Source organism: Methanobrevibacter sp. 87.7 (assembly GCF_002208625.1).
Classification (GTDB): Archaea; Methanobacteriota; Methanobacteria; order Methanobacteriales; family Methanobacteriaceae; genus Methanarmilla.
Map to the genome: position 1 here is coordinate 1 of NZ_MRCT01000089.1, position 7,789 is coordinate 7,789.

At 24.4% G+C, this 7,789-nt stretch carries 1 protein-coding gene; it reads right to left on the bottom strand.

The window, feature by feature from the left end:
• A partial coding sequence (locus tag BGI41_RS05415) for a right-handed parallel beta-helix repeat-containing protein (protein ID WP_143744793.1) occupies positions 1 to 7,474 on the bottom strand: 7,474 nt, incomplete at its 3' end.
• Positions 7,475 to 7,789 lie beyond the last annotated feature (315 nt).

Here is a 7,789-nt window from a genome sequence, read left to right on the forward strand (position 1 = left end):
CTTTAAGAATAGCAGTGAAATATCCACCACGTTCACCATGATAGAAATCAACAGCAGTTTGAGTCATATTACTACAAATAATAGAAGTTCCTTTTCTAACAGGTTTTTTAAATATTATTATTCCACTAGCACTAGAATTAAGATAATTTTCATCTCCAGCATAACTTACAGATAAATTATTTTTCTCAGCTAAAGTAGAAATAAGAATATTACCATTTTCATCAGTAACAGAACTACCACTAACACCATTAAGCACATAACTTAAACTAGCATCCTTAATAGGATTACCCTCAGAATCTACAAGAGAAACAATAATATTCCTATTAGAATCATTATCAAATGATATACTAGTTGCAGATTTAATTTTAGTGGATCCATTAATAAATAATTCTTGATTATCAAGATATGCTTTAATAGACCAAACAGGTTCTTTAATTACAGCTTGAATTGAAGCTAAACCATTAGACATAATACTTGAATCAGGTACTTCAATTCCATTACCATTATAACTTATATTAATATTTTGTAATACATCTGGGAAATTAGAATCATCTAAAAGTTTAACATTTCCAGCAGTATCATTATATTGATTTAAAGTAATAATAACAGTAATAGCTTCATTTAAAGGAACATCAATTGTTTGATTTGCTATTATTGATGCAATAATCCAATTATTTAATACAACTTTTGAAAGGCCATTTTTATCATTAGAACCAATTATATCATCTTTATTAGGATTATTTACACCCCACCAATTATAATCAACATTAACTAAGCTAGCATCATGAGAAGAGTATTTATAATTATAAATACTTTGATTATTATTTAATCCTGTATTGTTTAAGAATTTAGAGTAATTTATAGTAGATTTAACATTAGCAATATAAATTGCTCCACCATTACCAAGATTTTTGTTATTTTCAAATAAAGATTCATTAATGATTAATTCACCTTTAAATTGAGAGTAATCACTAGTTGCATATATTGCAGAACCACCATAATATGTAGAATCCATACTTCTTGCAGTGTTATTAATAAATTTAGAATTATTTATGATAAATTCATTATCACATAATACATATGAAATAGCTCCACCTAAAGAAGCAGTGTTATTTATAAAACTACAATTTTCTATATTTTTAACACCATCAACTTTTTGCATACGTATAGCTCCACCACCATAATTATAACTATTAGTAGCATTATTATTTTCAAAGCTAGTATTAGTTATAATTAAACTACCAGGATATTCAAGAACAGTACTACCATCATCAAAGAATATAGCACCACCAGTTGATGCAGTGTTATTAATAAATTCAGAATTGGAAATTTTAAGATTTCCTACACAATAAATTGCTCCACCATTTCCAGTAGTTGAAATACTATTAGCAATTTTTACATAATTTAATGTAGTATTACCTAATGCATATAATGCACCAGCAGATTCAAAAGTATTTTTACCATTAATTAATGCTAAATTAGATAAACTTAAATTAGTATATAAGTTTTTAATAATATAATTTAATGAATTACCATTAATAATGGTTTTATCTTTACCTGCTCCTTCAATTATTAATGGAGAGTTAACATCTAATCCAGATTCAACAAATACTCCTTCTCCTATAATAATATGTCCAGAACCATATTTAGCAGTTGCAATTTCAATAGCTTTCTTAATACTTGCTACAGGTAATTCTTTAGAACCAAGATTTATATCATTACCATCTTTAGATACATAAACAATACCCATATAAGTAGGTAAATTATCTTTTACTATATTAGTTTCATTTAAATTATAAACTGCAAAGTCACCATAAGTATTATTTGCAAATATATAATTATCTATTACTTTTGAGTTAGAAGCATCAGAAATATTTACTCCATAGAAACCTGTTGAACTAATGTTATTACCTTGAATATCTGCAGAACTTTTAATTATAATAATACCAATGTTTTGAGAAGGTATACTATCTCCACTAGTAGGTTTAGAAAGTCCTTTACCTCTTAAAATAATTGTATTATTTTTAATAATAATTCCTTTAGGATTTTTATTAGCAGCAATACCTAAAGTGTAATTTCCATCAAGAGTTATATTATTGTAAAGTACAGATTCTTTAGTACCTAATAATTCAAATCCATAAACAGAATTAGCACAACCATAAATTGTATTGTTAGTATATTCTGTATTAAGAGCTCCCATATATGCACTAGAGTAAATTGGATAACTTACATCTTTAGCAGTAACATTAAGTATATTTAATGTGAAATTACCATTTCCTGGACCTGAAATTTGAATACCATTTGCATAATAATCTCCAACAGTTGTAATGTTGTTATTTTTAAATAAGAAATCACTACAACTAAGAGTACTGAAATCAGAATTCATTATACCATAAATATTAATACTATAAGCATATTTATTTCCAATAGTTGAGATATTATTAGAATCAAATGTAATATCAGGACAACCAGCAATAGCTATACTATAAATAGTATCCCATGAACCACTAACTAAATTATATTTTGTTTTAATGTTATTATTCTTAAATGTAGCTGAAGTAGTATTAATAATAAAAATACCTGCATCTTTTGGTTGAGTATTGTAATTAGAATCATATTTTAAATCAATAGATGGAATTACAAAGCTCATATTATTATTTTCTACTAAAACATTATTAGAATTTAAAACATTGAATCCATAATTTTCATAAGATCCACTAGTATCACCAGTATAAATAATAGAATTGTTTATAAATTTAAGGTTTTCACATTCTTCAGCATAAACTCCATAAGTAAAATCTTTATTACTACTTACATTAATAATATTGTTTGAAATAATACTATTTTTAGTATTTTCAACTAAAATTCCATAATTAAATTCATTAGATATTATTGTAAAGTTATTTACTGAAATATCATTACTAGTAAGATCAAATGCCATATTTTTAATAATTGCATCTATACCATTAAGTTTTACTTTTTTATCTATTTCAATAAAGAATATATTAGGAAGATTTGCAAATTCACCATGGAAATTTAAAACAGATCCTACAGGAACAGTACTTAATAATTTACCATCTTTATCAAAGTAATTAAAGAAAGTTGAATTATATAAATCAATTATACTTGGAGTTGGGCCTTCTGCATTAATTTTAATAGTAATTTTAGTATTAGCTGATTGAATAGTTAAATCATTATCACCAGAAATAGGTGTATAAATAGAATTAGCTATACCATTTTTAACTAAACTAGATTCAGGATTAAATTTACCAGTAATACTTGTGAAATTAACTTCAATACCATCTGGAATACGTTCATCTAAATCTTTTATAGTATTTGTTGAATTATCAAAGTAATGATTGAAATTAGCAATTACTGAAACTGGTGAATTTTCTTTAAATCCAGTAGCAGGATTTGTTGTAACATTTAATACAATCCAGTTAGATGCATCAGGCATAGGATAATCAATATCATCACCATAATCATCTTCACCAGAATTAGCTTTAACTAATCCAGCTTTAACAGGATTATCATTAGTACCCCACCAATTATATTGAGCATTAACTTTTGAATATTCATCATCATTCCATAATAATGCTCTTTTAGTATTATTAGTTAAAAAGATACAATAATGAATATCAGTATTACCTCCAGAAACTGCTATAGCAGAACCATCATAAGCTACACTATCACTAATTTGATTATTGATAAAGATAGATTTTACAATATTTGCGTTTCCACTAGTGTGAATAGCTCCACCATAATTACTTCCACTATTTTCAATGAAACTTGAATTATTTACATATAATGTTTTACCATTATTATTAATTCCAGCTCCAGAACCAACAGCCATTACATTTTTAATAAATTTAGAATTTAATACATATAATGTGTCTTTTGAAGAATAACTTGTATAAATTACTCCTTGTCTTGCTTTATTGTTTTCAAAAATAACATTATTAATATATACTAAATTTCCAGTATCATAAATAATACCAAATGAAGAGTCATATCCTCTATTAATATCATTATTTGAAATATTAGAATCACTAATATTAAGGTTTCCTCCATTATATATAAGACCATAACCATTATTATTAGTTATTTTTGAATTTTTAATAGTCATATTTCCTGAATTATATACAACAGAAATAGTTTGACCCATAGCACTATTAACTGTGTTATTTTCAATAATCATATTATCCATAGTTAAATTAGATTTTAAATTTTTAATAGCTGAACCAAATGTACCAGTACTATTAACTAAAATTAAATTATTTAATTTAACATTATGACCATTATTAATAACAAATATTTGACCATTTAAACCATTAATTACAGTATTTTTACTACCACTAATCTCTAAATTAGCATCAATAGTAAGACCTTTTTCATTAAATACTCCATCTTTAATAATAATTTTACCAACAGATCCTTCAGCTGAAGCAATTTCTATTGCTTTAGCAATAGTTTTTACAGGACTATTAACAGAACCTTCATTATTATCATTACCATTAACAGAAACATAAACTATGCCTAAATATTGAGTTTTTACAAGAGAAATATTTAATACTTCATTATTAGCAGAAATGATTATATTATGTTCATTTCCATCAGTAGCAGTGAAAACTGTATTAGCAATACCTTTAACTGTATTAATACTTTCTGGTTCAACAACTCCTCCAATAGTAGAGAAGTTAACTAAGAAATCATAAGGAAGTACACTAGAATCATAATTTGAGGTATTATTTAAACTATCAATAAGATTATTAAATGATACTCCAACATTAATTTTATCTCCAGATTTAATTGTATCTGGAATATTAACATTAACAGACATTACAATCCATTTATCAATAATAATTTTATTATTAATATCTTCTATATGAGTTGTATTAATTGGATTAGAATTAAATCCCCACCAATTATTATTAGCAGTAATTGAACCATAAACAGTTTTAGTAGTTACAACACCAGTATCTAAATCTTCAGTTTGAGTAGAAGAACCTTTAACATATAAAGTTTTACCATGTCCTTTATTGTTTAATAAAACTGAATTTTCAATTGTTGTATTTGCTGCAGAAACATGAATTAAATAATCATTATCATTATTCATATTATTATTTTCAAATACAGTTTTGTTAAGAATACAATAACAATTAACATTATTACTTGGAGCTTCTACTGATAAAACCCAAGAAGGACTAGTTGAATCGTAGTTACAAGTATTATTAATAAATTTACAATTATTTACATTAGCTGTTGAATTATAAAATTGAACAATACCTGGATAAGTAACACTATTATTAATAAAGTTAGTATTAGTCATATTAATATCACAAGATCTTATATAAACTCCAACAGTATTAACAGCTGAATTATTAACAAATACACAATTATCAATAGATACATTACCTTCATAGTTTATTCCATCAATATAAATAACACCAAAAGTACCGGTAGCAGTATTATTAATAAATTTAGAATTTGTTATGTTTAAATTAATAAAACTACGATATGAACCAATAACACTTCCAGCACCATTAATAAAATTATTTTCAAAAATACAATTATCAATAACTATATTTCCAGAACTTTCTTTTAATGAAATAATAGTACCATAAGTTCTACGACTAGGTGAATTTATTTTTGCATTAGTAAATTTAATATTTTTAAGTGTTAAATTTCCACCATCAATAACAAACATTATTGAATCTTCATTTGGAGATAAAACAACACCATCATTAGCAATAATTGTTAAACTAGAACTAATAGTTTGACTAGCTAATACATATTCACCATCTAAAATTATAACTTTATTATTTTTAAAACTAGCTAATTCAATAGCTTTCTCAACAGTTAAAACTGGAGAAGATTCAGAACCATCATTAGCATCATTTCCAGATTTAGATACATAAATAGCTTCTCCAACAACAGGAGCCCCTTTAACTTCAAAATTTTTATTTACTTTTACATTTGAAGAGGATACTGTAATTGTATTAGTACCAACAATTGGATTGTAAATTGAGTAAGCTATAGCATTTTTAGTTGTTGAACTTATTGGATCAAAGTTACCATTTTCAGATGCAAAATCAACTTTAACTCCATCTACAATAGATTTACTTAAATCATTACCAAGATTATCTTTAGTAAAATCAGCACTAACTTCAATATTTGAACTACTTGTAAGATCTTCTGATGGATTATAATTAACATTCATAACAACCCAATTATTAGCTTTAACATTAATTAAACCTTCAATTTCAGGATCATCATTAGTACCCCACCAATTATTATCACAAGTTATAGAATTAGCACCTAAATCATTAATTATTAAAGCATTAGTTTTAGTATTATCTTTAATATTATTTACAAATGCAGAATAACTAATATCTACAGTACCTTTTTTAAAAGAACTGAGATTATTATATAATATATTATCATAAATTAAACATTTCTCAATATTTAAATTAGCTAAACTATCAGAAGTAAAGAATATTCCATAACCACCATTACCTGATGGTGAAGTAGATATATTATTATTAAATATTTTTGTATTATATATAATTGAATTTCCTCTAACTTCAAATAAAGACATTATAGGACCAGAACAATTACAAATATTAGAATCAAGAATATTTAAATTACCTTTATTATAATTTAAATAAATCACTGCTCGCATATATAAATACGGATCATTGTTTACATATGAAATATTAGAAATAGTACTATTTATTATATTCGCAGTATTTCCATTACATTCAATTGCAGAACCAGTAGAACTTACAATATAAGAATTTATTACACTAGAATCAATGAAATTAAAAATAGAATCTCCATAAGCATAAATTATACGTTTTCCAGAAATATTAGAAATAGTACAATTACTAACAGTTAAATTACCATCACTACCAAAATATATTGCAGCTGAAGATCCAGATGTAGAATTAATACCTTGAAGAACTAAATTTTTCAAAGTTAAATTAGGATCATTATCTATTGCATTAAAAATAGAAGTACCAGATCCAGTTATAATAACTTTTCCTTTTTCATTACCAATAATAGCCAAGTTTTTATTAATATCAATTTTTGCTTCTTTATACTCACCATTAGCTACATTAATTTCACTATTATTTTGAGCATTACTTACAGCATTAGAAATAGTTTTATAAGGATTTTCCTTAGAACCATCTTCAATACTAGATTCTGATGAAGAATCTACATAAATAATATTAGAATTATCAGTAAGAATAGATGAATTAATAGAAGCACTTTCTCTATTATTCTCTATATCAGATAGATATAAATCATTATCTGACTGACTAGTAGATAAAGAAGAATAATCTTGTCCATTATCTATTGCAATATTAGTACTATCAGAACTATTTAAATCTGTAGCACTTATTGCAGAAATTGAAATACAAAGACTAATAATTAAAATTGAAATTATTAGAATTCTTCTCTTTAATTTCAAATTTTTCACCTCTTATTCATTAAATCTTAATTTTTTAAAAAAGAGAATAATAAAAACTAATTAAGAATATTTTTTATTAATTAAACATACTCTCCCTTAAAAAAATATACAAAATAATTAAAGTATAATTGACAATATATCAAAAATACTTAATAATAAATTGACATTGAAAATATTTAAAGATTACTAAATTAAACATGAAAAAAAGCAAAAAATAATTAAAATAAAAAAATTAAAAAATTAAAAATAAAAAAGATTAAAAAAAATAAAGAAATAAGAATAATAAGAATAATAAGAAAAAGAAAAAAATATAAT